This is a genomic window from Acinetobacter calcoaceticus DSM 30006 = CIP 81.8, assembly GCF_000368965.1.
Taxonomy (GTDB): Bacteria; Pseudomonadota; Gammaproteobacteria; order Pseudomonadales; family Moraxellaceae; genus Acinetobacter; species Acinetobacter calcoaceticus.
Map to the genome: position 1 here is coordinate 2362515 of NZ_KB849780.1, position 22257 is coordinate 2384771.

General features: G+C 36.9%; 27 protein-coding genes. 8 read left to right on the forward strand and 19 right to left on the reverse strand.

Annotated elements, in window-relative coordinates; translation table 11 throughout:
- Nucleotides 1-67 precede the first annotated feature (67 nt).
- The 4 genes from F936_RS15985 to F936_RS16000 are packed head-to-tail and all read right to left on the reverse strand — an operon-like array spanning nucleotide 68 to nucleotide 3427.
- A complete protein-coding gene (locus tag F936_RS15985) occupies nucleotides 68-2785 on the reverse strand; it encodes a toprim domain-containing protein (RefSeq protein WP_005048877.1) in 2718 nt (905 codons plus the stop codon).
- A gap of 15 nt (nucleotides 2786-2800) precedes the next feature.
- Nucleotides 2801-2983, reverse strand: coding sequence for a hypothetical protein (locus F936_RS15990; protein ID WP_005048879.1), 183 nt, complete (start codon nucleotides 2981-2983; stop codon nucleotides 2801-2803).
- Nucleotides 2984-2987: 4 nt separating this feature from the next.
- Complete coding sequence (locus F936_RS15995) at nucleotides 2988-3221, reverse strand: hypothetical protein (protein ID WP_005048882.1); 234 nt, start codon at nucleotides 3219-3221, stop codon at nucleotides 2988-2990.
- A gap of 5 nt (nucleotides 3222-3226) precedes the next feature.
- Complete coding sequence (locus tag F936_RS16000; protein ID WP_005048885.1) at nucleotides 3227-3427, reverse strand: hypothetical protein; 201 nt, start codon at nucleotides 3425-3427, stop codon at nucleotides 3227-3229.
- Between the two features lie 85 nt (nucleotides 3428-3512).
- On the opposite strand from F936_RS16000, the gene F936_RS16005 reads away from it, so the two are divergent.
- Both F936_RS16005 and F936_RS16010 read left to right on the forward strand, forming a co-directional pair.
- Nucleotides 3513-3866, forward strand: a complete 354-nt coding sequence (locus tag F936_RS16005) for a hypothetical protein (RefSeq protein ID WP_005048886.1) — start codon at nucleotides 3513-3515, stop codon at nucleotides 3864-3866.
- A gap of 147 nt (nucleotides 3867-4013) precedes the next feature.
- Nucleotides 4014-4868, forward strand: coding sequence for a hypothetical protein (locus tag F936_RS16010; RefSeq protein WP_005048888.1), 855 nt, complete (start codon nucleotides 4014-4016; stop codon nucleotides 4866-4868).
- Between the two features lie 31 nt (nucleotides 4869-4899).
- Here F936_RS16010 and F936_RS16015 read toward each other — a convergent pair whose 3' ends face one another.
- From F936_RS16015 to F936_RS19385, 3 genes are read right to left on the reverse strand one after another with little or no spacing between them, the layout of a single operon-like run.
- Nucleotides 4900-5466, reverse strand: a complete 567-nt coding sequence (locus F936_RS16015) for a hypothetical protein (RefSeq protein ID WP_016802067.1) — start codon at nucleotides 5464-5466, stop codon at nucleotides 4900-4902.
- A gap of 11 nt (nucleotides 5467-5477) precedes the next feature.
- Nucleotides 5478-6284 carry a Rha family transcriptional regulator gene (locus F936_RS16020; RefSeq protein WP_005048891.1) on the reverse strand — a complete coding sequence of 269 codons (807 nt, stop codon included), beginning with the start codon at nucleotides 6282-6284 and terminating at the stop codon, nucleotides 5478-5480.
- A gap of 4 nt (nucleotides 6285-6288) precedes the next feature.
- The gene (locus F936_RS19385; protein ID WP_005048893.1) at nucleotides 6289-6459 is read right to left on the reverse strand and encodes a hypothetical protein; all 171 of its coding nucleotides are present in this window, start codon (nucleotides 6457-6459) and stop codon (nucleotides 6289-6291) included.
- A 327-nt stretch (nucleotides 6460-6786) separates the two neighbouring features.
- Between F936_RS19385 and F936_RS16025 the strand changes: the two genes are divergently transcribed.
- The 4 genes from F936_RS16025 (at nucleotide 6787) to F936_RS16040 (ending at nucleotide 9496) form a co-directional block, all read left to right on the forward strand.
- On the forward strand, nucleotides 6787-7626 hold the full coding sequence (locus F936_RS16025; protein ID WP_005048895.1) for a hypothetical protein: 840 nt from the start codon (nucleotides 6787-6789) through the stop codon (nucleotides 7624-7626).
- Between the two features lie 163 nt (nucleotides 7627-7789).
- Nucleotides 7790-8233, forward strand: a complete 444-nt coding sequence (locus F936_RS16030; protein WP_005048897.1) for an OB-fold protein — start codon at nucleotides 7790-7792, stop codon at nucleotides 8231-8233.
- 319 nt (nucleotides 8234-8552) lie between these two features.
- Nucleotides 8553-9218, forward strand: coding sequence for a hypothetical protein (locus F936_RS16035; protein WP_005048899.1), 666 nt, complete (start codon nucleotides 8553-8555; stop codon nucleotides 9216-9218).
- A gap of 80 nt (nucleotides 9219-9298) precedes the next feature.
- Nucleotides 9299-9496, forward strand: a complete 198-nt coding sequence (locus F936_RS16040) for a hypothetical protein (protein ID WP_005048901.1) — start codon at nucleotides 9299-9301, stop codon at nucleotides 9494-9496.
- Nucleotides 9497-9732: 236 nt separating this feature from the next.
- Here F936_RS16040 and F936_RS16045 read toward each other — a convergent pair whose 3' ends face one another.
- The gene (locus F936_RS16045) at nucleotides 9733-10173 is read right to left on the reverse strand and encodes a hypothetical protein (protein WP_005048904.1); all 441 of its coding nucleotides are present in this window, start codon (nucleotides 10171-10173) and stop codon (nucleotides 9733-9735) included.
- Nucleotides 10160-10471, reverse strand: a complete 312-nt coding sequence (locus tag F936_RS16050) for an ogr/Delta-like zinc finger family protein (protein ID WP_323806868.1) — start codon at nucleotides 10469-10471, stop codon at nucleotides 10160-10162. The genes F936_RS16045 and F936_RS16050 overlap by 14 nt, the downstream gene beginning before the upstream one ends.
- 104 nt (nucleotides 10472-10575) lie before the next feature.
- On the opposite strand from F936_RS16050, the gene F936_RS19665 reads away from it, so the two are divergent.
- Nucleotides 10576-10776: a Com family DNA-binding transcriptional regulator gene (locus F936_RS19665; protein ID WP_080595375.1), complete on the forward strand. Its 201-nt coding sequence runs from the start codon at nucleotides 10576-10578 to the stop codon at nucleotides 10774-10776.
- Entirely contained in the window at nucleotides 10742-11545 is an 804-nt protein-coding gene (locus F936_RS16055) for a DNA adenine methylase (RefSeq protein WP_005048910.1), read from the forward strand. The genes F936_RS19665 and F936_RS16055 overlap by 35 nt, the downstream gene beginning before the upstream one ends.
- Here the strand turns inward: F936_RS16055 and F936_RS16060 are convergent.
- The 10 genes from F936_RS16060 to F936_RS16105 all read right to left on the reverse strand — a co-directional run bounded on the left by F936_RS16060 (nucleotide 11533) and on the right by F936_RS16105 (nucleotide 22256).
- Complete coding sequence (locus tag F936_RS16060; RefSeq protein WP_005048913.1) at nucleotides 11533-13035, reverse strand: contractile injection system protein, VgrG/Pvc8 family; 1503 nt, start codon at nucleotides 13033-13035, stop codon at nucleotides 11533-11535. The genes F936_RS16055 and F936_RS16060 overlap by 13 nt on opposite strands.
- Nucleotides 13032-13454 (reverse strand): phage tail protein, encoded by a 423-nt coding sequence (locus F936_RS16065; RefSeq protein WP_005048916.1) that lies wholly within the window; start codon nucleotides 13452-13454, stop codon nucleotides 13032-13034. The genes F936_RS16060 and F936_RS16065 overlap by 4 nt, the downstream gene beginning before the upstream one ends.
- Nucleotides 13455-13459: 5 nt before the next feature.
- Nucleotides 13460-16102 (reverse strand): phage tail tape measure protein, encoded by a 2643-nt coding sequence (locus tag F936_RS16070; protein WP_005048919.1) that lies wholly within the window; start codon nucleotides 16100-16102, stop codon nucleotides 13460-13462.
- Nucleotides 16099-16260 carry a GpE family phage tail protein gene (locus F936_RS19090; protein WP_323806869.1) on the reverse strand — a complete coding sequence of 54 codons (162 nt, stop codon included), beginning with the start codon at nucleotides 16258-16260 and terminating at the stop codon, nucleotides 16099-16101. The genes F936_RS16070 and F936_RS19090 overlap by 4 nt, the downstream gene beginning before the upstream one ends.
- Entirely contained in the window at nucleotides 16227-16562 is a 336-nt protein-coding gene (locus F936_RS16080; RefSeq protein ID WP_005048920.1) for a phage tail assembly protein, read from the reverse strand. The genes F936_RS19090 and F936_RS16080 overlap by 34 nt, the downstream gene beginning before the upstream one ends.
- 65 nt (nucleotides 16563-16627) lie before the next feature.
- Complete coding sequence (locus F936_RS16085) at nucleotides 16628-17146, reverse strand: phage major tail tube protein (RefSeq protein ID WP_005048922.1); 519 nt, start codon at nucleotides 17144-17146, stop codon at nucleotides 16628-16630.
- A gap of 10 nt (nucleotides 17147-17156) precedes the next feature.
- A complete protein-coding gene (locus F936_RS16090) occupies nucleotides 17157-18329 on the reverse strand; it encodes a phage tail sheath protein (protein WP_005048925.1) in 1173 nt (390 codons plus the stop codon).
- A 102-nt stretch (nucleotides 18330-18431) separates the two neighbouring features.
- Nucleotides 18432-18713 (reverse strand): hypothetical protein, encoded by a 282-nt coding sequence (locus F936_RS16095; RefSeq protein WP_005048927.1) that lies wholly within the window; start codon nucleotides 18711-18713, stop codon nucleotides 18432-18434.
- A gap of 11 nt (nucleotides 18714-18724) precedes the next feature.
- Nucleotides 18725-20113, reverse strand: coding sequence for a phage tail-collar fiber domain-containing protein (locus F936_RS16100; protein WP_005048930.1), 1389 nt, complete (start codon nucleotides 20111-20113; stop codon nucleotides 18725-18727).
- 13 nt (nucleotides 20114-20126) lie between these two features.
- Complete coding sequence (locus tag F936_RS16105) at nucleotides 20127-22256, reverse strand: SGNH/GDSL hydrolase family protein (RefSeq protein ID WP_005048932.1); 2130 nt, start codon at nucleotides 22254-22256, stop codon at nucleotides 20127-20129.
- Nucleotide 22257: the final 1 nt, after the last annotated feature.

The following is a 22257-nucleotide window of genomic DNA, read 5'->3' on the forward strand; positions in this document are numbered from 1 at the left end:
AATGGCTGAATATTATAGTATTACAGCCATTCGTTTAATTTCCAAACTATATACTTTATATGGGGAATCAATCCCGTTGTGAAGCTGGTTTTTCAAAGATCCAACATCGTTTTGTTGAATTGGTAATTTTGCTCTGTATGGCTTTATTGGCTTCAATGAAGCGATAATGCAGGCTATGGCGCAGTGCATTTTGAAGATCATTTACATCAGGTAATGCATATCGATAATCCGCTGCGACCTTGTATAAATGGGCAAAATTGATGGCGATAATGTCTGTCTTAGCAGAGTGGTTTACGACCGTATCGTGGTTTTCCATTTTTCTAATTGAATCTTCCATTTCTTCGATCGTGTTCCAGAAGTTCTGAACAATAACTGGATCTGATTTGAGGACCTTGTCACGGCTCTGAGCCATCTTGATAAATTCTTCAGTCACCTGTTTTTGTACTTGTGGTGGCACTTCAATTACATGACGACACATCGCATCAAATAGAGACATAAGCTGCGCGTGGTTATGAACAATACGAGAGCTTTGAATGTTGTATTGTTCCTGGTGCAGCATCGCATCATATTTTTCATAGCCAATATTGAAGGCTTCTAAAATGTCTTTTTCTTTGCTTAAACATTGCAAAAGAAACTGGCTAACGTTCTCTGGTTCGTACTTTGATAAGTTACGTGATGCATAAAGGCTTGTTTTGCTTAGTTGATCTTTAAAGAATTTAACATGAACAATACGACCCATGATTGCTTCTGAAGCTAGTACTTCAGCATTCTGGCTAATAATTAACGTGCCCATAAATAATGGTTCGTATGTTGTATTACCTCCTGATTTCACACCCATTGCACCTAGTGACCCACCGTCATACATGGTTTTGCACATATCCCAGTTGAACTGCTTTGATGCATTTTCCCCTTGGCGATCTGACTCAATGAATACGACAGGGAGGTTAGATACTTGGCGTAAAGTACGGATTAAACCTGCTTTGGATGTTTTAGTAGGATCTAGACCTTCATAGTTCACACGGCCAAACAGTTTCCATAGAAATTGGATTAAGGTTGATTTACCTGTGCCGGGTTCACCTACTAGCTCCAAGAATGGAAAAGACTTGTGAGTCTTACGAATCTGTTGTGCATATAAACCACCAAAAAAGGCTGTTAAACCGATTAAGCCTTTAACGCCATAGGCATCAATGAGATCTTTAACCCAAGTTTGTTGATACTCTTCTTGGTTCTTGTTTATTTCCAATACAAATGGCGCATTGCACTTTAAGTTTGTATGGCGTGGAAGCTCAAAATAATCTTCCTTATTGATTACGAATTGTTTACCTGATTGATAAGCCAAATCGCCTAAAACATAGGTTTTTTGCTCTAAGTGATAGCCGACATAATCGATTAGCTGAACACGTTTAATATCCTTGAGCTCACGTTTTAGGAATGTAAGCAGCTGCTTACTGTTACCTTCATAAAAAACACCAGGTGCAACATGTAGAAGACGCTTGCCAAACTCTGGAGCTGAAGAAATGTGGGAAGGGCTAAATGTGTTTTTAATCGTCTTCGCACCACGTGGGAAATCTATCTGAAAGTAATAATCTGCTTCATCAACTTCTTTCTGATATTGGTAGTAAAGCCCGTGTGGTCTGCACTCCATCATAATTTCGACATCTGCCGCATGTTCAATGGCTTTTTCACGACGTTCAGCAGTAGCTTTGTCTTTTTCTTCTTGTGCCCAGTCTTCATTGTTATTTGGTTCGAAACTAATGTCTTTTAAGTAGTCATCATATTTATCCATATTCAACTTGAACCAATAAACGCAGTTATTGAAATCGAACGGAAATGACTTGGTACCATAACGCTTGTAGATAAGTATGCCTTTATCCACAGGTTTCTCTGCGATTAATAAAGAACCGTAATATTTATATGTTTCTATGTCTGAAAACTTGAGACGATCTTGTTTATAAAGGTCATTCCAGTCTATTTTTTTACGCCCACCAGGAGGAAGTGCAGCTTCTGATTCAAAGCCGAGTTCTTCTGCTAAAGCTATATTTTTTCTTATACCTTCATGGCCAGCGTTGTCGTTATCGTATGCCCACACTAGCTTTGGTAAAGAAAGCTCTTGTTCGGCACATTTCATTGCAATGTGATTAAGTAAAATTTTTGGGAAATTGCCAGCTGATAATGCTGAAAAACTGGTAATGCCCGATAACCAAAGAGCGATCGTGTCGAAGATCCCTTCAGTGATCCAGATCTCTTTAGACTCGATATAATTTGTGTTTGGAGTCATCCAAGCATGACCTGCCGATAACCAGTCTTCTTTAAAGGTAGTTTTAGGCAAAACGCCTTGTTCATCTAGAACACGCTGCCACCAACCTATGTTCTCTTTGTCATCGGTTATTGGAAATCTTAACGTAACAGAAGTGGTTTTCTTTGGCTTATAACGCGTGATGCTTTCTTGCGTGTATAGACCTTTAAGTTGCTCTAACGGAAAGCCACGGCCTTCAACTAAATAAGCATTTACAGTTTTGTTTGGATCTTCAGGTGTAGGTTCAAATCGTTTTTCCCATTTTTCAAATAACTCTGGGAATAAATCACGAATGTGGTTTTCGCTACCACATTCGTTTTTACGTGGGCAGAAAACTACCCACGGTTCCTCAGGATATACCCAAGCTGATGCTTCCTTATGGTTGCAGTCTGGGCATCTACCACGCAATTTATTGTTGCCTTTTACTTTGAAGCCGTAGATATCTTGCAACTTCTCTACTACTAAAGCTTTGGTTTCTGGAAACATCATTTTCAATAAACTGCCTTAAAATAAATGCCGATTTTTCTTTCTAAGTTCCTGCCCTGCTAATTTTCCAAGTAGTTCTTGGATCCTTTGTCTGGCAAGGTACTCAATGGTTTCTTCAATGGTTTCATGACCTAAAGATTTTTGTACTTCCTGTACAATTTCCTTCTCTTTATCCGTAAGAGCTATTTCCTGTGTTGGCATCAATTCAGCTCCTTGAAAGGTGATCTGATGCGCCTTTGTTTAAGTAGTTCTCTAAGCTAAAGTTATCTTGAATGTCTTCTGCGATTAGCAAAGCTAAAGCTTGTTTCATCACAAGCTGACGCATGATTACGCCAGGATTAATACCTGTAAGCCGTGAGACAACTTTAAAAAGATCAGATTCATCATCAGTTAGGTTGACGTTGTAACGGTTATCCCGTTTTTGCTTCATTAGACTCATTGGTATTAGTTCTCCTTAGTTGCAGTTTGCTTTTTACCTAGGTAGTAGTTTTGGGAAATAATGCTTGAACGGCTCATTCCTGCTTCTTCAGCATTTTTATCAATTTCTTGGACTTCTTCTTTTGGTAGATAAACGATGCACCGAACACGTCCACCGGTGATCTTTTTAGACCGAGGACGATTTAGAGGTGAAATATTTGTACTCATACTTTATCCTAGCGGGCATAGTGATTTGCTATGACTCACTATAGCACAAATATTTAATCCTTCAATTCAAAAAGGGAATATTTTTATGCCTAATCTCGACCCTAATATTGGGATAGAAATTGGAAAGCGATTCAATGAAGAACTCGAAAAAAAGAATTTAAAAGCTAAACCGTTGTCCCGTGTGATTGGTGCGAGTGACAACACTTTGGGTGTGTATGTCCGTGGAAAAATTCCTGATCAATGGTCTTATTTACATAATCTACATAAGCAAGGTGTAGATATTCGATATGTAATTCTTGGAATTGATCCTGATTATGCTGGACTTACTAGTGAAGAAAGCTTGCTTTTAAAAGCCTATAGACAGCTCAGCTCTGAAGCTCAACAAGCATTGCTTGGGTTAAGTAAAGTGATGGCAAAAGATTTAGAAAAAAATAATTAAATATGAGAAAAGCCTCCATATTGGAGGCTTTAATTGATTTTATCGAATAATTGTTGTTTTTTTAGGCAAAATGGAATATCAATTTAGTATAGTAATATTACTTTAAAACCAAAATAAACATATACCTATACAACAAGGAAGAAAACTATGAAAATCTCAAAACTAGCTATAGTTCTTTCACTATTATTAACAAGTAGTATCTCAAATGCTGACTTATTTGGATACTCTGGGAATAATCCAACAACAAATCCTAAAGGTGAGATAGTAGCCACCAAATTAGATAATCCTTTTGCTGGTTTTCTGATACTAGATGGTACTATTTATAATCCTGATAATATTTCAAATTTTCCAGGCAGCGTAATTGTTATTTATGAAGACTCTAATGGTAAGACCAAAGGATATCCCTATATTGATCGTATTCTTAAAGATGGTATAAGTAATCCAAAAATAAGATTATCTGATCTAAAATATGATACTTACCTATTAGATACCAAGGATGCAATTAATATGGGAATCCCTGCTATAGGAGTTGAATATGAAAAAAATTCAAAAGTAGAATATAAGTTTTTTAAAAGTGCAGATAGTTCTATCAGTATTGATGATCTTGATAAAAAGAAATTTAGTGAATTAGCGAAGGCAGCAAAAGCAGAGTTTGAAAATAAAAAAGACGTAAAATTTAAATCAGTTGCAGTGATTCTTGAAGCAGCTATTTTAACAACGTCATTTTCAATGCTGAAAGGTACAAAAGCTAATTCAAAAATTACTGGGCCTGGTTGGCAAGTTGGTGGATTGTTTTATTCTTCTCAAGAAAAGTCGAAAAGCAGAACACAAGTTGGCGTTATTACAGCGAATTACACCCCATCTCTTTCTGATACTATAATTAAAACTCTACCACCTGTTATTCCAACTTTATCACTAGAAGGTAAACAAGGTATAAGAGTTGGAAATACAGATAAAAGCTCTACTGAAACAAAGTTTAGTAATATTATGCGATTTGAATAATTTAAAAAGCCTCCATTTGGAGGCTTTTTATTTACTCAGTGCCTTCAACATATTGCTGAACAATTTCTAGCCTCTGCTCTAAATCCATTAACTTATAAATCAGATCATTTCTTTTATAAATTACATCTCTATTTTCAGACCCAGTTTCCAATGAATTACGCCAAATGCGTATAGCACTTAAAGCCATGTCTAAGTTCAATTCTGCATCTTTATCTAAAAGTTCCATATTTACCCCATTAGCAATTTGATTTAATTGAAATTGCCAAACCCGTACCTCTGTGTTGTTCCAGATCGGGCTGCTAATGGTGAGTTCTCCATTAAACTTAGGATAAATAAGATCTTTTAGCGACGAATTTAATAACTTTATATCGATTTTTTTGAATGAACGATCAGTTTTTGACAGTTCTTCAATCAAATCATTAATTTGATCAGGGGAAATTGATAAGAATCCCTTATCAGTCTGGTGGTTAAAAAGGATTTGACTGCTGGTCACACTATCTATGAGCAAAAATAATTGTTCGCACAGCAAACGGCTTTTTTCATTGGTTGCTTGAACCCGTGGTGCAATGGGCACATAGGGAATAATATTTTCGTTCATCATCATTCCCCTTAGCGACCGACATCAATCATGGTAGGTTGGCTACTTGTAAATATCCAACAACGAATCGTTTTACGTTCCAACCTGCTCTGAATTGCAATATTGTGTTCCAAATACTTAGGATATGGCGGTTTACTGTGAGGTAAAGTCTGAATTAGATCTGGGCGTTTAAACAGATTGGGGAATAGATCTAGAACTTGTGTGAGGTTAATCGCAATTTGATCGGTACGATTGCTGTGATTAAAGTTGTGAATGCCATGTGTGTACATACTTGACCAAAATGACTCAAGTGAACTCGCAACATTTGGTGCAATCTGATCATTTTCGCCCAAACTTAAGCAACTAATCGGAAGATGTTCACGAACAATACGCCCTCCTCTAAACCAAATCACCTCGGCAATATCATCAAAAATATTATTTACAGTTAGGTTAGGGCTACCTGAGCGTAACTGAACTACCGATCCAACTTGTATTGTTTGCAATTGATTTCGCTGTTTTAAGAGCAGCTCTGCCATTTGGTTAAAAGCCTTTATGTAGGCTTCTTTGATCTGAGCTGCTTTTGCACCTGTAAAACCCATCGCAAGGAAAATAAAGCCGTCTTTGGTCATCTCATACATTGGACGGGATTTTCCTTGCTCATCTAAATAATCAGCCGACGCAAAATTGCGTTCGCTAAACTCAGTTGAGCAGTCAATATTTTTTATTGCACGAATAATGTCACTGTGACGCTTTCCAAATACTTCGGCAACTTTAAGACTGTCAGTTTTGATTTGATCATTTTGAATGAATACAGCATTTTGTAATTCGAGTGTCGTCATGAGATTACTTCCCCAAAAAAAAGAAAGAGAATGTAAACGCGACCATACAAATAAATGCAGATCCTTCATAGAGGTTTTTGAGAAAGTTAGAACGTTTGATTTGCTTCTGGCGTTTTAAAAACGCTTCTAAATCATGGATAGGCGTGTGTTCGATGATTTGAATAGATTTTTTCATGGTGAATACTCTAGTAAGTTCTTTGCAAACCTACCGCCATTCTTTCCACGGAATGGTGGCAGACCGAACAGGGGTGGAAATACCGTACTAGAGAACGGCCAGCTAAAAGCTGCCCTGCCCGATCTACCATAACAAGTATAGCCGATTAGACATTTTAGGCAAAAAAAAGCCGCTTCAGAGCGGATATTTTCTGCCCTCTAGTACAATTTACAGGTTTCCACGCCTGTACGCAGATTTTGCTGCGTTTTTCCATATTGCCGATAGTGAATCGTTATGTCAAGATACCATTTTGCTATTTTTAAATAATTCCTAGGTTATTAGCCACTTATGCAAGATCAACAAAATAATGAATCTTTAGAAATTAAAAATCATCAAGTACTTCAGGTTTTCAAATATTCATTTTTAAAAGACTTTAACTTTTTTAAAAGTAATTTACCCTTATTTATTATTCTTCCATCAATCTTAGGTGGAATATGGCAAATACTTGAACTATCTTCTATTGATCTATCCTATATTAGATTCTTTTCAATTAATCAAATAGTACCAGATGGTTTATTGGCATTATTCTTATTGTTTTGGTTTTTCGGACTTTATAACTTAATAAGATTCTTACCATATCCTAAACTTGACTTCGATAATGACGAATTTAAAGAAACTTCTTTTATTTCAATCGTTTTTTTCAATTTCATTCCCTTAATGGCAATTATTTTAGCTTATAACTATATTTATAAATTCAACTATAATTCATTTTTTTCAATATTAATTAACTCATTCCTACTTGCTGTTATAGTTTTTATAATCTTAGGAATAATTAAACAGATAGATGCATATATATCTCATAAAAATAATTTTATAAAAAAAGTCTTTTTGCATTACGATTTTAGAAAGATCATGTTTATAATATTTGTTATTTTCCTATCCCTTCCTGCTTTTCAGATGGTAAAAGCGGCTAGAGAATTAGTAAGCATACCAACAAACTTGAATAACTTTAACAAGGCTACAAATAAGCTATCTAAAGAATATAAGCTAAATTCACATCCCAAATTATTATATTTCAGCAAAGATTATTTATTTTACGAAATAAAAATTGGAAATAAAAAAATGATTGAGATCGTAGAAACGAAAAATTTATTTTCTGATGATTCAAAAAAATCAAAAGATGAGTAAGGTTTGATGCTCCACTTATCGAAATCCTTAGACGACCTTCAAAATGACTTAGACATTATGCGACCTTAGCGTTATATTCTTGTAAAATAGTGAATCGTTATGTAAATATACTTAAACTTTTATTAACTATATTTTGTTTACGTAAAAAATAAGAGGGTATGACATGTTAAAGATTTTAAAGTGGATTGCGATAATTATCATTGTTTTAGTTGTGCTAGGCGTTATTTTTGGCAAAGATGATAAGACACAACCAGCTTCTAGTTCTGCTGAACCAACTGCTCCAGCTGAGCCACCAATCGAAGTTACTGCAAATGAATTATTGAATGCTTATAAAAATAATGAAGTTGCTGCAAACCAACAATTTAAGGGTAAAACTCTATTAGTTTCAGCTACAGTAAGCTCAATTGATGCTGGTATCTCAGATGAACCTTACCTCACTTTAAAAGCTGGTGGCGAATATGAGTTTAACCAACCACAAGCTCATTTAGCTGATGCTGAGCAAAACAAAGCTGCTAGCTTGAGCAAAGGCCAAAAGATCAAATTATTGTGTACAGGTAATAGTGAGATTGCTGGTACTCCAATGCTAGATAACTGTTCAATTCAATAAGTTAATATTTCTTAATCAACCGTCTAAAACTAGCTTTTAGACGGTTTTGTTTTGTGAGAAAAAAATGTCTTCTAAAAAATATCCCAATTCAAAGAAAAAAAAATCTAGTGATTGGAAAGGCTTTATTTATTGTTTCTTATTAATTATCTCAGTTTTTGGAATGTGAGTAGGCTTTCCCTATGCATTACCGCATCTCCATACCATAACTAACACTGCAACATATGGAACTTTTGGTGATTCATTTGGTGCATTAAATACATTATTTAGTGGCCTTGCATTTGCAACACTAATTATTACCTTGATTTTACAGAGCAAAGAGTTGCAATTACAAAGAAAGGCTGTTCAAGACCAACAGTTAGAAATTGAGAAAAGTAATGATATAGCTGAACAACAAGTGCTGATTACAGAACAACAAGCAGAACTTTTAGAAAAACAGATTAAAGAAGCTCAGGTTCAGAATTTCTTCAATATACTTTTTCCATTACTTAATAGAAAAAAAACTTACTATGAAGATGCTGATAGTTTACCTATTTTTGGCTCTTCTTCTGCATTGGAACATTTAAAGGAAAACGGTACTTTTAAGAAATTACATTATGGTGCAACAACTACATATGATAAGTTTATGAAATTTCATGGGGATGAAAATCTTCACAAAGATGAAATTCTAAAAACTTTAAAAAACATGATCCTTAATATTTCTCCTTATATTATCCCTTATAGTCATTTGAGAGCATCTCAATATAAAGAATATTTCTTATATATCATTAATTTTATTGAAAACTTTAAAGGTATTAATAATGAAGATAGAGAAGTGGCTATGTCTATTTTTCTTTCAGATTATTCTAAAATAGAACTATACGCCATTTCTCTATTAACACTTGAAGATGATGTACTTATGGAAAAAGTTATTAAGCACAAAGTTTTTAATTCATTTATAGAGGACGATGTTGGAAAATCGGTTTTTAGCTTATTATTCTCAGAATAAAAAAAAGCCGCAAAGCGGCTTTTTTATCGAATTGGCATCTGTTCTTAATCTTATTTATAATTCTCAAAAGAGGAAATTTTATGCAAGTCATGATTAGGGTTTTAGAAGCTAGAAAAATAGAGCACGGTTGTAATTTGCTTGCTGAAATAAATAAGAAAGGTGAAGTCACCAATCTGTATGATTACAATGGGAATGAATTAAAAATAAATTTCTTACGCAATGAGGTTTATTTTAATAAGATTTGGTGGACGTTCCCCTCTAAAGTAGAAAACTTTTAATTAAAATCTAAGCTATCTTCATTATGTTTTTCTCTATATCCAGCCAGCCACATTTGCGGTGCTTCTGCCCAACTTCTTAGCCCATACGGTTCTTGAATACCACAATAGGCGTTCATGAATCTTTCATGTCACCAAATATACATCCCCTTTCCACGTCTTATAAAAGGAGGATTCATATCATCACGGACGTTCTTAAAAAATAGTTCAAATAGTTCTTCAGGATGCATATTTACCTCCTACTCTGCCAAATCCCAAGTGCACAAATACTTGGTTTTAAAATTCAGTGAAAGAAATGCATAAGACATTGCATCTGCTATATCACTAAACTTTTTAACAGCACTTTTAGTTGCCTCCAGCATTGAAGCTTTCCATTCCTCAAATGATGGCCATTCATATTTTGAAATTTTTAGTTTTGGGATAGGTCGTGGTTTAAAAGATTTTTTATATTGTGAAAATGACTGATAGCAAGCTTTACGCAATTTTCTATCTGAAACTTTTTTTATATTTTTAGGGTTAAAACAAAAATTTTTAGAATAATCCCACTGGAGCATTGGCAATCTAGCAGAGCATAATCCAATAAAATTAATAGTGGTTCGACCACATGCCCTGCCTTTAATAATAATATTTGTCTTTAAAATCGCTGAAATAATCGGATTTAAATAATTATTCTGAAGCATGATCTTGCTCCATTCTATCGTCATTAGCGGCCTTTATTTGCAGTAGCGTTGGTATATGTATTTTAGGATCTGGTGAAGCACTGGGTGAAATAGTGTGAGTGATTTCGATATGTCCCCCACAAGTGAAACCACAAAATAAATTAGGGCATATGAGCCAAACATCTTTAAGTAGTGGATGTCTTTGTTCACTCGATCTGATCTTCAAGTTGGTACTTTTACAATGTGGGCAATTTATTTGTGGACGGGAATTGTTCTTGTTAATTTTGTTGTAGTTATCGGGTGAAATCATTCGGCACATCCTAAGAACATATTTATATATATTTTAAATTAAAAGAACAAATATTTGTTCTTTTTCTATATTTTTTATAGTATTTAGTTGGTTTTTCTAATGCAGAAAAATATATGCAAAATTTAAAATGCCAATGTTGTTTTAAATTATTGGCTAAAACTAAGGGATTTGATCACTTTGAGATTAAATGCCCTCGCTGTAAGACATTAAATACATTCCAGAGCACCCAGAGTGCCTTACCTGAATGCCCAGAGCATCAAACACAATCAGGTAAGATTCATGACACAAAACCTCTCACCACAATACAATCCTAGTGGCCATAGTTTCAGTGGTTGGCTCGGCGGTAAATCACAACTGGCCAGAACCATTATTGATATGCTTCCAGAACATAAAACATATGTTGAAGTTTTCGGAGGAGCTGGCTGGGTTCTTTTTAAAAAGACTCCTTCAAATGTTGAAGTTATTAATGACATTAATGATGATCTGATTAACTTATATCGGATTTTAAAATTTCACTTTGATGCATTTTTGGCTGAATTTGAATTGATGTTATTTTCACGGACCCAATTTGACGATTTTAAACGTGATCAATCTGGTCTCACTGATATTCAACGTGCAGTTAAATTTTATTATTTACTACGCTCTGCCTTTGGTTGCCAACTAGATGGCACTTTCACCTATTCTAAAGATAGAACTAACCGCATGCGCCTGGGCGAACGTCTACGTGAACATCTGCTTTCTATCCATGAACGTTTGCAAAATGTAGTCATTGAAAATCGGTCTTATGACTATGTCATTAATCGGATGGATAGCCCTGACACCTTGTTTTATCTGGATCCACCCTATTGGGATTGCGAAAATGTTTATGGTAAAGGCATTTGGTCTAAAGAGGATTTTTATACTTTAAAAGACAAGCTAGATAAGATTAAAGGGAAGTTCATTTTAAGCTTAAACGATGTGCCTGAAGTGAGAGAACTCTTTAAGGACTATCAAATGACACATCGTAAAATCCGTTGGTCTGTGAACTCTAAAGCAGCTCATGAAGATCACAACGGCAATGAGTTGATCATTTATAACTTTTGATCTGTTTTGACTTGCTCAAGCATATCTTTTTTAGCATTAAGGCGCGGTAATTCGCGCTTTAATCGCTTCTCGGCAGCAGCTTTGCTATGAAAGACGCGATCAATCACTTTTGGATTAGATTGATCACCTAAAGTTACCCACTGACGTGGGGTTTTATTCTTTCCGACCGTGTATTGAGTTTTCAAGCCAGTATAAGGTTTCTGATCTAGTTCGTTATGCGCTGTAAATTTACCTGTTTCAAGGTCTAATAACGCGTATTCACGATCAAGCCGCTGCTGCGCTCCAGCTTTAGTAAGATAAAGGTAAGAGAAGTGTTTAGGGTTTGCTTGATCCCCTTTTGTAAGCTTAACGGCCTTGTCTCCCTCTTGATAATAAACAACGACTCCAGTCCATTTTTTATCTTTTTCTGAGACAAATTGGTCTTCGAATAATTCTGAAACATCGTCTGCATCTGGGAAAAAAACTTCAAGCTGAAGATCAGTTGTATATCCACCAGAGCTGTCTAACGTATCGGTGATGGTTGTTCCAAGCCAATAAATTTCGTCAATTTGTTCTTTGATCCCAATAAATAAAAAAGTCTGTTCCGGGACAAGATCTGGAATACCTTTGGCCAGCTTATAACTGAGTGTTTCGGCTGTTCGTTTAAAGTGGTTAAGTTTGGCTCTTGCAGCTAAAGTTGCAGTTTGTTTATCACGATGAATATGACGTAGTTCTTTTATATTTTCGTTTGATTGATCGCCGACAATGACTTCAAGTTTTTTGGCCATCTTCTCATCATAATAAAAAGCACGAATTGCAGTGACTTCTTCACCTCCATCACTATAGCTATAACGATGTTCATCGCCCATTGTCCTGGTCAAAAGGTAAGTTGGTAGATCTTGGCCAGAAATGGTCTGACTCTGGCCTTTTGGCATAAAGAGTAAGGTACCGTTTTTGATGGTTGCTATAGCATCATGCTCATCTGCTAAACGAGTCAGTAAATTTGCGTCTGATTCATTTTGATCGATATGAATAATTTTATGTTTGGCCAGTTCTTCAGATACTTGGTCATTAAGATCATGTTCGATTGCAATCTTTCTAATCAGATCACCCAAAGTAATATCATCAAAGCTACGTTCCTTTTTTTGCTTTAATGATTTTTTCATATCTGCGCTGGTCGCACGGATCCGAAGTGTATCTGGTGCTCCGCCATGCTCAACTTCTTTAACGATGTAGCTACCTTTATAAACAAGTCCAGAATGCTGCCAACCAAGCCATGCTTGTATGACTGCACCCTTACTTGGTATTTCAAGTAAACCATCATGATCGGACAGCGTTAAATCAAGCGTATCAACCTCAAAACCACGTTTGTTTTCAATACGCATTTGCCCTAAGCGATTGTTGACCTTTGATGAGATATCCACGCCATCTACAGCAAGCCTATAAATAGGAACAGAATTCGCCTGCAGAACATCATCAACAACTGAATTTAATGCGGAAATAACGGTCATAATAAGCCTATCAATTTGCCTGCAGCATTACCGATTAGAGTTCCTGGTTTCTTTCCTTGCGTCAGTTTTAAACTAAACTCAATTTTTCGAGGGGTGCCATCTTCAAAAAAATAAGTTTGTGTTTCTTGCAAATCATCAATGTGATAAAGCCCAAAAACTTTACCTGTTCCTGCAATAAGCGGAAAATCTTTACCTGTATCACCCATGGTACGTAAAGCTGTGATACTCATCTGAGAGCCGAACTCCGGCACAATACTTCCTTCTAAAGAAATGGTATCTTCCCCTCTACCAACAAACTGATAGGCTGGCATATCGCCAACCCGTGAATTACTTGGATGCCGCCAATTAGTACTACGCTGTAACTGCTGGTAAACCGTAGTCGGGATGCTAAACGGGAACATGCCCAATATCATCATCATATGATTTACTCCTGATCTGCCATGATTGTGCGTACACGTGACAATTTGTCGCGTTGTAAACGCATAACGACTTGTTCAATTTGACGTTCAAGATCCTGAACAAGTTGTCCTGGTGCAGCATGAATATGGATGGTGTATGTGTCTCCAGCCACAGCTAATGAAGACTGTCGGCTTGAGGTTAGGTTTGGTGCAGTCTGTATTTTTGAAATGACTGGAGCAGCAATATCAATCTGATCCATAACTGGTGATTGGGTTTTATTGGTGAACAAATTGAGAACTTGATTGTATTTGTTCTTTAACTCTGGAAATGCCTGAGTTAAACCCATCCCAATACCGCCAACAATATGCCCACCTAGACCAGCCATTACACGACTTGGACTACGGATAACCATTCTTTGTTTCAACCAATCGGGCATGTAATCTGCAACGGTATTCCAGATCTCTTTAAGTTTCGGAAAGTATGATTTGATACCATTGATCAAGCCATTGATAATATTTGCACCAAATGTTGAAAATTTTGTTGGTAACTCAAATCCGAACCAATTCATCACAGTTGCAAATGCAGAGTAGAACAGGCCAAGTGGTGACCAATTCAAAATAGTTGCAGAAATATTGCCAATACCACTTTGAAAGAACCCTTTAATCATGGTCCAAACTTTTTGGAAGTAAGGGCCAATAGTGTCCCAATTTTTGTAAATCAAATAAACGCCAAAAGCGACTGCAGTAATTAAAGCTAAAAGTGGATGTGCCATCGCTAAGCGCCCTAACCACATTAATGCAGATCCGACTCCAGTAATCGCTCCTCTTAATAATGAAAAAGGAGAAAGGAGAAGTCGGAATGCAAAACTTAATGCACTCCCTTGCACACCCAATGTCACCATCATGAGCCGCAGACTTAACATGCTTAAAATGAGTGGTGAGAAAACAAGAAGTAAACCTCCAATAGCGACTAAGCCTCCAGCTATCAACAGTAGGCCTGTACCTAGTGCTTTTGCCAAAGTCGGGTTCTGTTGCATCCACCCGGTAAAACCTTGCATCGCATTTGTTGCCATCACTAATGCTTGGGTATAGATCGGTAAAATAGTCTGGCCAAACTGTAAATATGCATCGTTAAGTTTTGCTCTTGCTTCTAATTCTTTACCAGATGTTGTGCCTTGAGCCTGTGTATTGAGCTGATCAATATTGAATGCACCTTCATTTAGTTTGGCATTTTTATGAATTTGGGCACGTTGCATATACATCTGAGAAAATAAGTTGGATGCAGTACGGTTACTGAAGATACTTCCGATCGCATCAATGACATCCCCTTCTTTTGTTATACCTCTGGCATTCAGTGCCGGCACTAAAACTTTTTCCATCCAAGCGAATTGATCTTTTTTAAAGAGATCTGCACCTTTGATTGCACCAATATCTAAATAAGATAAATCTCCGGTCTTGTTATGCTTAACTTTTGAATAGTCACCGATAAGACCAAATTTATCCAGATTTGCAGCTGCTCGCTGCGTGGTTCTACCCTGATATAAGTTTTGGTAAGCAGACATCATGGATGTACCCACACGGAAACCTCCCATTTCTTGCACCAAGGGTTCCATTTTGTAGTAAAAGGCTTTGTTATCCATGCCCTTTGCTGCAATACCACCTGTTTTAATGACGTTGAGCCATTCTTCAGCCTGCACACGTCCACCTGTAGCCGTGATGACTTGCTGAATGATATTGGCTTGTTCTGTAAATGATTCTTTACTTTTTAGGCCATTACGCATTTCTATGACTTTAAGCATATCCATGAATTTTTTTTCATTTTCTACACCGTGATCACCGTACATGGCTTCATTTGCAAATTTCATTTTGGCCAGTGTTGGAGCTACCCATTGAGCATGATGTACATCACCAAAAGCTGTGACACCATCACGGACCAGGGATAAGTTATCAAGCGTACTGGTACCAAAAGTTTTCATTGCCTTAGCGTATTGAATCGCTTCATCTGTGGCTTTTTTACCAAAGCCTAATGAGGCAATACGATTTTCTTCAACATCTACACGTTTGGATTCATCAAGTGGTTTACGCATTTGATATAAGGCAGCTGTACCAGTTGCAGCCATGCCAGCACCATACATAGCTGCAGTACGAACATTCCCCGACATATTGCTATGTGATTTTTGGATACGGTTCAGGTTTTCGAGCTTATTTTTTTGACTGTCGATCGATGTATTCGCGGCACTAATTTTTTCTTTTAATTCTTGCTGCTGTTCAGCAAAGTTTTTTGACTTTAGGCCAGCATTGTTTAGTTCATTTCTGAGCTCAATAAGACGTGGTCGACCTTCAGTCACAACCTTAGTCAATTGCTTAACTTGGGTTTCAGCTTTTTTTAACTCTTTTGTCAATTTTGCATCAGGATTAACTGCTAATTGCTCACGTAATGTCTGTACTATTTTTTTATTACGTTCTAGTTCAGTAGAGGCTTGTTTAACGTCCTCTTTGAGCTTTTTAAAAGAATCGAGTTGCTTTTGTTGGTCATTAAGTCGTTTTAATTCATCACGGGTATTTTTTAATGCTTTGGAAGCAGCATTGCTACTTCCAATCATTAACTTGAGAGCTGGGCTTAAACTATCTTTTGATCCAAATAGGACTTCAAGTTTTAAGGGTTTCATTCGGCATCATTTCCATTACGATCAATGGCTTTTTGATGCCATTGCATCAGCTGACTGAGTGACATATCTATAAATGCTTGGGGTGGCCAATGAAAGACCACCGCAATATTTGCTATTGCATCGTCTACTGTTGGCGTAATACTTGAACACGCGTCGATTTCGGTTGCAAAAAAAGTATGATAACTCCACCAATTTGAGCCAGATCAGCGGGTTCTAGCTGATTAATCTGAGATTTAGTTAACTCAGGAGTACAAATACGTGGAAGTACAGCACAAATTGCTGTTACATCCCCTTGTAAAAGATCTGCAATTTTTACACCCTGCAATGCTGGAACATTTGGTTTACGGATCTCTAATGATGAAATTTCTAAACTACCCATCATGAGTGGTTTTTCCAGATCTACTGTCTGAATGTCAGGGTTAATAGTTGCAGTGTTTTCTACTTGCTCTAAAGTTTTCATAGTGACGTTCCAAAAAATATATAAAAAAACCTCTGCTCACGGGGCATGAACAGAGGGATGGAAAGTTAAATTAAACCGATGTTGGCACGGTGCTTTTCGAGAATATCGACACCACCAACCTTTTCTTTAAGACCAGTAATGTCAATTTCAATCTCAACTACACCATCGATCGTGAGTTTGTAATAAGACCAAATTGTTTTTACAGTGATTTCAGTGTCATCACCTGCTTTAGCATTACCAAAATCAATTTCTTCATGACGGCCACGAACTACAATTTCGACAGCAGTAGTTTCACCTGTATCATCACGCTGATATGAACCAGCAAAACGTAAACCGATTGCTCCGACTGTAGCTGCACCGAACTGCCTTAAAACAAGTTTATCGATACCACCGAGTTTCCACGTCATTTCAATCGAATCATCGCTTAGACCTAAATCGACTTTGACGTTGCCATTCATACCACCGCCACGCCAGTTTTCGAATTTACGGCCTAGCTTTGGTAATGTGACTTCACCCGTTTGTCCCAGATATGAATTACCTTCGTTATATAGGTTTGAGAGTTTTAATTTGCTTGGTAGAGCCATGATCTAGTCCTTATCCTGCTGTTACACGCGAAGCAAAGTCGACCAGGTAACGGTCAGTGATACGCTGGCGTAATGCTAAGTTTTCAAGTGGTGGGACAGGTCCGTAGTCATAGTCGATATAGAACTTGCCTGACTTTATGAGTTCTTTGGTATTGATAACTGGATCTAACCAGCACTCACCACCAAGTAAATAATTGCTTAGAGTCATTTCACGCATTTTTGCGTTAATGCCTTCAATAATGTCTCTGGCCAGACCAGGTGTAAGAGGTAGGTCAACTGCCCACATGTGCCCTTCAGCCATGGTATCTGCAAGGATTTGCGCAGTACGCGTGTAGTTCTCAAATGCAAATAAAGGATCATCAGAACAAGTTCGTGAACCCCAGAAACGGAAGCCATCACGCTGGATAAGCGTGGTAATGTCATTCTGGTTCAGATAGCCAGCATCTGTATCAGGATCTTGCAACTGCCAATACACATCTTTACTAATGCCCGTCACACCATTAACTGCAACGTTAGAAAGTGTTTTATGCCACCCTGTCTCATTATCAATTTTTGCTCGGAGGCCAAGTGCTCGAGCAGTCGCTTCAAAAGTGGTGGTTGCGTTGGTCGCTGTATCCCAACCTAAGAAATCTGGCCAAATAACCATTGCTTCACGTGCACCAAAAGTTTGACGGTACGCTTGGGCTTCTTCCTTAGTTTGGCAACCATTTGCTGAGATGTAAGCGAATCCACGTAGCTTTTGTGCCAATGCGACCAAGGCAACTGATACAGCAGATGTATCAAGACCAGGAATGCCTAAAATCCGTGGTTTCACTCCAAGCTGTGCTTCAGCTGCAAGCAAGGCTTTCATACCAGTGTATTTACCATTGACCGAACCACCGATAATTTCAGAAGTCTGTTCAGCAGCATCAGTTTTTTGTTCTACACGCACGACTACAGTGGCTGGATTGGTTTGATCTGCAATTGCTTGAAGTGAACGTGCCAACGTACCCTGATCCCCTGCTTTATCTAAAGCAGCTTGTACATTGGTCAATAGCACTGGTGTATTTAAAGGAAATTTTGTTGCATCTGCGTCAGATGCGGTACAGACCATACCAATCACTGAGCTGGATACTGTACGAATGGGACGAGTGCCATCATTGAGTTCTAAAACTCTGACACCGTGGTGATAATCTAGAGCCATAAAAATAGCCTGTATTCTGGTTGGTTTTCAGATCACAGGCTTACAAATTGGCGTTTTTAAGTCATGTTTTAAGGTTTGTATATGAGTTATATACAAATGCTCTTAATTATTGATTAAAGCTACTACATCAGGGTTACTCTGTAAAAACTCTGCTAACTTCTGCTCTGGAGAGATTGGCTCTGGTACTTTGGGCTTCGGAATTAAATCCCAACCTTTACCATTGAACCTTGGCCATTTATCTTCTGGCCAATCTTCAGGCGGTGAAGTTTCAGTACTGTTCCCCGGCATTAAAAAAACACCAGGTTCAAGCGGAGATTCATCTGCAGCAGTTTTACAAATATAAAGGCCAGCCTGATTGTACTGGTAAACTATTTTCTCGTTCATAATGTCCTCAATCAATATTTAATACAGCAGAGCCAAGCAACGTTACGTGGACGTGTTTCGTCTCCAATCACCCCTGATGGATTTGGCTGTGCATCTCCCACATCAGAACCATCATTTGTATAGTAATAGCGGTTATCCCAATCAGTACCACCATTCGAACCTAGCTTACCGAGACTTGGGGATGCACCAAATGGCCAAATAATTGTTGGATCAGCTTCCCCCAGAGAAAGATGTTTATGCTTCTGCACTTGCTGACTTTGTCGACTACCGATAACACGACCAACATCAATGCCTCGGCCATCATCTAAACCGCGAACAAATTCTGCGCGACCGTCTGGCACGTTAAAAGTTGTTACCCCATCTCCAGCGCCATACATCGTTCCAATAGCAGCAAATAAATCTGCGTATACAGTTCTTGAAACAGCTGCAAAATTTGCCTTTAAAAAACCTGTAGGTGCTTTATTCATAGCAAAGTAAACGATTGCTCCAGCTGGTAGGCCATTAGCTTTGGCTTCTTCTTTACTGTACACATTCAAATTTTGACGGGCTAAAACCTTATTGGGAACATCTGCTAGATTTTTATCTTTGGCCAAAGGATAAGGTGCAGATCCAAGCGGATCATTTTGTACACCTAATATTTTGGTACCAGCTGGATATGACTTACCTAATATTGATTCAGTCGCACCATTTGCCGTCCAGCCATCTGCACCAGTTGCTTGATGTAAGCGTATGCCATTGATGTAAACAGCTAAACCATTAGTTGTAACTGTTGACCAGGTCACATGGGTTTGATCGGCTGCCAATACTTGCTGCTCTTCAATTGAATCAACAAAAATATTAACTTCAGATGCATTTCCCCACTCTACATCCCCATCATTATTTGATTTCTTTTTTAAAACTTGGCCAGTGGTACCACCAGGTAAAAGCTTGGCAGTGTTAATTGTATTAATGATCCAGCTATGTGTAGCAATCACGACATTTGGATCAATTTTTAATTCAACACTTTCAGCATTTTTTACAAAAAAAGGAATACGGAAAACCGTATCATTTGTAATACCATCTTGTGCAACTGGTTTTGTGATATCAGGTAAATTACCAACAGCAAATAAATTACCGTTACTATCAAAAATACCGATCTCACGTATAACGAAACTGCCAATAGCAGCAGGAATAATCAGTTCAGCAGTAAATTTCAAATCATTTTCTGGATCAGGATAAACACGGTTTACTACCGCTCTAAATCGTTCACGAACTAAAGCTGTCATGTCTAGACTTAATTGAATAGGTTGGCCACCGCCATCACCCACAGCCATATGTGTGAGACGAATTTGAGTAGCAGTTGACTCAGCCTGAGCAAGTAGCTGTAAACCTAATGTTGTATGAATAGTTTTATATTTCATTTGTTCACACCTGCTAATTAATGAATAGAGTATTTCTCAAATTTTCGTAAATTAATTTATTACCTAAATCATTTGGGTGTAACAAATCAGGTGAAGTAAATATCGGTTGGTTTTCAATCATAGCTGTTGATGTATATTTGTAATGACTGATATGTGGTAATTTCCTTTGTTCTGCAACTTTAGAAATAACTTGGTCTACGATTCTCATTTTGAATGCATAAACAGGATTAGATTCATTTGATAAGGAAGCATGTGCTGAAGTGGCTAAACAGATTCTAGCTTTGCTATTAGACAAAATTTTAATTTTATCAATACAAGTATTTAATCTAGTTTCAAAACCAGATTCTCCTCCAGCAGTACCACGATCATTTGTACCAAGCATCATCAAGACAAAATCATCATATTCAGTAATAGTATCTTCAAATAACTTTCGGTCTAACCAAGTCAAAGTACTTGATCCACTGATCCCTTCATTAATTAACCAAATCTTCTGTATTGTTTGGCAACACTGTATATGAGCATAAGAGTTTACATTTGTCGCAATATTCTTGACGCGGACCTTATGTTTGCCATATTCAAATGTAGTGGAAAAAGTATTTTCGTATGAGGATGTTTCAGAGTAATAATTAAATGTACCTACTAGTGTTTCATCAATATAAACTTCAACAATATCGTTGATATCACCAATATTCCATTTCTGATAAATAATTGAAATATTGTCTGAAGTGATTTCAAATGAGAATTCATTTTGACGTAATGACTGAAAATTCAAACCTAGTAAATTGATAGCTTCACCATTTTTACTGGGTTGTGTTGAAATAGTTTCTAAAACTGTAGATTTAGGAACAAAAGTACCTTTATTAGTTTTAAAAACAAATTTATCTATATCTTGCTTAAAACTAATTATACGATTTCGTTTTGTATAAGCACGGCCAGGTGCATCCTCAGTTATACTCCGATCTCCGAATGCATAAGCTAAATATTGTAGATATAAGTTAGCCCAAGTTGGTGATATAGGGTCCATTTTATTTCGGGGATCTGTTAAATAACCTGTTCGGGGATCTGTTGGTGAGATATTACTTACACCCATTCCCCATGTAATCGAATCTCCAATAAGCTTAAAAATTAAAGAATCAAAACTATTTAATTTATTAATCAAACTTGTTTTGAATGCTTCTAATGGATTTATATTTAGTTTAATTATATTTTGGACTTCTTCCTTATAATTATTTAACTCAGATGCTAGAATTAATCGTTCCCATGTAGTCCAACCATTTGTTCCCCAATGGGACCTTGTTTCTACTCTATTTGAAGCACGATCATAGGCAATTTGTCGCTTTACGTTTCCAATTTCAAAATGATCAATAATCCATTGTATTCCTGCTTCAGGATGATTTGTAATTAAAACATCATCGGTCGAATAAACCGAATATCTACCATTATGTGAAATCGTATTTAATGGTTGAATAAACGGATTTACAGCATTTGCCCATGTTTCCACAAGAGACTTTGTACCAATTTGCTCCCAAAGGCTATAAGTAATCCCACTACCATCAGTACCACGTATAAATAATTTGCCTGAAAAAGTTAAATAAAATTGAGGAATCAAAGTTCCAGTAGAACCTGTGACAATTTCGTAAGGTACAAAAACACCAGGTTCATTTCCTGGTGGATAACTATTTTCAGTAGAGGGAGTTCCATTTCTAGCGATATAAATTCCTGTCTTCTTGATATTATTTAAATTTTCACTCGATAAAATTACAGGAGTAACTAAGGGATTTTTACTAAAGAATTCTTGTAAAAGTTTAACTGGATCATATTTTGATTTTGTAAAATTGCTACCATCCCATCCCCAAGGACCATTTTTTGATGGATCAGGATCATCAAGAATGGTAATCGTAGAATTTTCTGAAAGACTGGTTTTAGCCGCATCCATTAAATCATATGTTTCAAATGAGTAATTTCCGCCAGCTAATTCTGCAACTTCATCTTTCGTAGCGGAATTAGCTTTTAGAAATTGAGTACGATTTACTAATGATTTTGCCTGTTCATTCATATTTCCATTTTCGCCCCCCATAGCTAATTCATTTTCATCAAGTAATCGAACTGGGGACCATTGTGGTTGGCCAATAATTTCAGTCATA

Bases quoted from the DNA above. Each gene is read 5' to 3' on its own strand.
- F936_RS16030 (WP_005048897.1), top strand. From the start codon at position 7,790: ATGTTAAAGATTTTAAAGTGGATTGCGATAATTATCATTGTTTTAGTT.
- F936_RS16050 (WP_323806868.1), bottom strand. From the start codon at position 10,471: ATGTGCCGAATGATTTCACCCGATAACTACAACAAAATTAACAAGAAC.
- F936_RS16070 (WP_005048919.1), bottom strand. From the start codon at position 16,102: ATGAAACCCTTAAAACTTGAAGTCCTATTTGGATCAAAAGATAGTTTA.
- F936_RS16025 (WP_005048895.1), top strand. From the start codon at position 6,787: ATGCAAGATCAACAAAATAATGAATCTTTAGAAATTAAAAATCATCAA.
- F936_RS16105 (WP_005048932.1), bottom strand. From the start codon at position 22,256: ATGACTGAAATTATTGGCCAACCACAATGGTCCCCAGTTCGATTACTT.
- F936_RS16020 (WP_005048891.1), bottom strand. From the start codon at position 6,284: ATGACGACACTCGAATTACAAAATGCTGTATTCATTCAAAATGATCAA.
- F936_RS15990 (WP_005048879.1), bottom strand. From the start codon at position 2,983: ATGCCAACACAGGAAATAGCTCTTACGGATAAAGAGAAGGAAATTGTA.
- F936_RS19385 (WP_005048893.1), bottom strand. From the start codon at position 6,459: ATGAAAAAATCTATTCAAATCATCGAACACACGCCTATCCATGATTTA.
- F936_RS16055 (WP_005048910.1), top strand. From the start codon at position 10,742: ATGACACAAAACCTCTCACCACAATACAATCCTAGTGGCCATAGTTTC.
- F936_RS16065 (WP_005048916.1), bottom strand. From the start codon at position 13,454: ATGATGATGATATTGGGCATGTTCCCGTTTAGCATCCCGACTACGGTT.
- F936_RS16060 (WP_005048913.1), bottom strand. From the start codon at position 13,035: ATGACCGTTATTTCCGCATTAAATTCAGTTGTTGATGATGTTCTGCAG.
- F936_RS16040 (WP_005048901.1), top strand. From the start codon at position 9,299: ATGCAAGTCATGATTAGGGTTTTAGAAGCTAGAAAAATAGAGCACGGT.
- F936_RS16005 (WP_005048886.1), top strand. From the start codon at position 3,513: ATGCCTAATCTCGACCCTAATATTGGGATAGAAATTGGAAAGCGATTC.
- F936_RS16000 (WP_005048885.1), bottom strand. From the start codon at position 3,427: ATGAGTACAAATATTTCACCTCTAAATCGTCCTCGGTCTAAAAAGATC.
- F936_RS16100 (WP_005048930.1), bottom strand. From the start codon at position 20,113: ATGAAATATAAAACTATTCATACAACATTAGGTTTACAGCTACTTGCT.
- F936_RS15985 (WP_005048877.1), bottom strand. From the start codon at position 2,785: ATGATGTTTCCAGAAACCAAAGCTTTAGTAGTAGAGAAGTTGCAAGAT.
- F936_RS16010 (WP_005048888.1), top strand. From the start codon at position 4,014: ATGAAAATCTCAAAACTAGCTATAGTTCTTTCACTATTATTAACAAGT.
- F936_RS16085 (WP_005048922.1), bottom strand. From the start codon at position 17,146: ATGGCTCTACCAAGCAAATTAAAACTCTCAAACCTATATAACGAAGGT.
- F936_RS16090 (WP_005048925.1), bottom strand. From the start codon at position 18,329: ATGGCTCTAGATTATCACCACGGTGTCAGAGTTTTAGAACTCAATGAT.
- F936_RS16045 (WP_005048904.1), bottom strand. From the start codon at position 10,173: ATGCTTCAGAATAATTATTTAAATCCGATTATTTCAGCGATTTTAAAG.
- F936_RS19665 (WP_080595375.1), top strand. From the start codon at position 10,576: ATGCAAAATTTAAAATGCCAATGTTGTTTTAAATTATTGGCTAAAACT.
- F936_RS16080 (WP_005048920.1), bottom strand. From the start codon at position 16,562: ATGAAAACTTTAGAGCAAGTAGAAAACACTGCAACTATTAACCCTGAC.
- F936_RS16095 (WP_005048927.1), bottom strand. From the start codon at position 18,713: ATGAACGAGAAAATAGTTTACCAGTACAATCAGGCTGGCCTTTATATT.
- F936_RS16015 (WP_016802067.1), bottom strand. From the start codon at position 5,466: ATGAACGAAAATATTATTCCCTATGTGCCCATTGCACCACGGGTTCAA.
- F936_RS15995 (WP_005048882.1), bottom strand. From the start codon at position 3,221: ATGAGTCTAATGAAGCAAAAACGGGATAACCGTTACAACGTCAACCTA.